Origin of the sequence: Halolamina salina, from assembly GCF_042678005.1 — an archaeon.
Classification (GTDB): domain Archaea; phylum Halobacteriota; class Halobacteria; order Halobacteriales; family Haloferacaceae; genus Halolamina; species Halolamina salina.
In genome coordinates this window covers 1-2,281 of the sequence record NZ_JBHUDH010000243.1, presented here as the reverse complement: position 1 = coordinate 2,281, position 2,281 = coordinate 1, and the positions used below count along the sequence as shown (strand labels likewise).

Here is a 2,281-nt window from a genome sequence, read left to right as displayed (position 1 = left end):
CTCCACCAGGCGGCCGACGTACACTTCGACCGACAGGCCGGCGTCGAGACGTTCGCGACCGCGCTCGGCGTGGCCGCCACCGTCGCGGTTGGGGCCATCGCGACCGCCGCGGCGGCGGGGTTCTCGCTCGCGCTCGGCTACCCGATCGCCGCGGCCGCCCTCGGCGGCGTGACGGCGTTCTACGTCGATCTGTACTACTCGGTGGCGGGCGCGAACCCGAAGTCGGCCTCCCGGACGCTCACCGAGCGGTTCAACATCGCGTGGGTCGCGACGGCCGCAAACGGCGCGCTCGCGGTGTCGGTCTGGTGGCACGTCCTCGGGATCGGGCTGCTCTGAGCCGTGACGCAGCGGAAACCGATTTACGGTCGCGTTCCCAGCATCGGGTATGGATACTGACGGCGTCGACGGACAGCGCGTCCGGGACGTCCTTCGCAAGCGCGGCGACGTGCTCGCCGCCCTCTCGACCGACCGGCTCGACAAGCGCGAACTGGGCGAGAGCGTCGGGGTCTCCCGTTCGACCGTGGACCGGGCGATCGCCGAACTCGTCGAGACGGGGCTGGTCAGGCGGGTCGACGGCGGCTTCGAGGCGACTCACGCCGGACAGCTCGCGCTCGAAACCCACCGGGCGTACTGCGACACGACCGACACGCTCGGCGCCGCGGAGCCGCTGCTCGCCGCCATCCCCGACGACGTGCCCGTGAGCACGGAGATCCTCGACGGCGGCACGGTGACCTACGCCGACCCGGCGCTGCCGGAGGCGGCGCTGGCGGAGGTGCTCTCCCGGCTGCCCGAGGCCGAGACGCTCCGCGGGTTCGCCCCGGTCGTGAAGACGAACTACGTCTCGATGCTCGAGGACGCCGTCGTCGATCAGGGGCTCTCCGTCGAGATCGTCGTGACGGCGGAGACGGTCGACTCGCTGGGCGGGGGAATCCCCACGGGGACGGAGGTCGCCGAGTTCTTCGCGACCGACGCCGTCGACGTGTTCGTCACCGACGAGACGCTGCCGTACGCGCTCTGGCTGCTGAACGGGCCGGCGCTCGAACACGCGGGGATCACCGTCCACGAGGGCGGCGCGGTCGTCGGCGTGCTCAGCAACGATCGCCCGGAGGCGGTCGCGAACTACCGCGACCAGTACGAGTCGATCCGCGGGCGGGCGACGCCGCTCGACGCCGACGCGCTGGAGTAGCCCCCGGCCGACAGTACCCTTTTTCTCGTCGCACGACGCCGTCGTCGACGTGAACACGCCACCCCCGCGCCGGCTCGGTCTCGCCCTCCTCGGAATCGCACTGTTCGCCGTCCTGCTGTGGCTGAACCCCTCGCTCCCGGACGCCGCCGCGTTCGCCCTCGTCTCGGTGCCGCTCGCGCTCTGCTGGTACGGCCTCACGAGCCGTTCGGCGCTCTCGGTCGCCCTCCAGGCCGGCGCCATCGCGGCCGGCCTCACCCTCGCGTCGTGGGCGAGGGGGCTGCCCTAACGGAACGCCTCGTAGCTGGCTTCGAGGTCGATCATCGGTTCGGGGTAGTCCTCGCCCAGCACGACGCCGTAGGCCGCCTGCTCCTCGCGGTCCATCTCCCACGGCTCGTGGACGTAGGCGGGCGGAAGCCCCCGAAGTTCCGGCAGCCAGTGGCGGACGTACTCGCCGTCCTCGTCGTAGTTGCGGGCCTGTTCCACGATGTCGAAGTAGCTGTTCCGGCTGTCGTTGCCGACGCCGGCGACGTACGCCCAGTTCCCGTAGTTCGAGCCGGGGTCGTAGTCGACCAGCTTGGTCTCGAAGTAGGCCGCGCCGCGGCGCCAGTCGATCCGGAGGCTGTTGGCGAGGAAGGAGGCGACGTTCTGCCGGCCGCGGTTGCTCATGTACCCCGTCTCGTTCAGTTCGCGCACGTTGGCGTCGACGAACGGCACCCCCGTCTCGCCGCGTTTCCAGCGCTCGAACCGCTCCCGGGCCGTCGGATCGCTCCCGGGGTCGGCCCAGTCGATATCCTCGCGCTCCCTGATCCCGTCGCGGGCGAAGAACTGCCCGCCGTGTTTGGCGGTCTGAAACGCCATGAAGTCGCGCCAGCGGAGTTCGAACAGGAGCCAGTACGTCGAGTCGTTCGACACCCGCTCGTCCTCGTAGCGATCGACGGCGCGTTTCACGTACCGCGGGGAGAGACAGCCCGCCGCCAGCCACGGCGAGAGCTTCGAGGAGTACTCCGCCCCCAACAGCCCGTTCCTCGTCCACTTGTACTCCCGGAGGTGGTCGCCCTCCCAGACGTACGCTTCGAGTCGGTCCAGCCCGGCAGT

3 protein-coding genes and 1 pseudogene are annotated in these 2,281 nt (G+C 70.6%); 3 read left to right on the top strand and 1 reads right to left on the bottom strand.

What is annotated here, in order from left to right:
• From ACFR9S_RS15135 to ACFR9S_RS15125, 3 genes and pseudogenes are all read left to right on the top strand, one after another.
• Window positions 1–336, top strand: a pseudogene (locus tag ACFR9S_RS15135) (hypothetical protein); the annotation flags it as partial.
• 49 nt (window positions 337–385) lie between these two features.
• Window positions 386–1,186 carry a helix-turn-helix transcriptional regulator gene (locus tag ACFR9S_RS15130; RefSeq protein WP_379732508.1) on the top strand — a complete coding sequence of 267 codons (801 nt, stop codon included), beginning with the start codon at window positions 386–388 and terminating at the stop codon, window positions 1,184–1,186.
• A gap of 49 nt (window positions 1,187–1,235) precedes the next feature.
• Window positions 1,236–1,472, top strand: a complete 237-nt coding sequence (locus tag ACFR9S_RS15125; protein WP_379732507.1) for a hypothetical protein — start codon at window positions 1,236–1,238, stop codon at window positions 1,470–1,472.
• Here ACFR9S_RS15125 and ACFR9S_RS15120 read toward each other — a convergent pair.
• On the bottom strand, window positions 1,469–2,281 hold an 813-nt coding region (locus tag ACFR9S_RS15120; protein ID WP_379818984.1), incomplete at its 5' end, for a DASH family cryptochrome. The two genes, ACFR9S_RS15125 and ACFR9S_RS15120, sit on opposite strands and share 4 nt — an antisense overlap.

What these genes read in the sequence shown, in the direction of transcription:
- ACFR9S_RS15130 (WP_379732508.1), top strand. Translation starts at nt 386, where the DNA reads ATGGATACTGACGGCGTCGACGGACAGCGCGTCCGGGACGTCCTTCGC.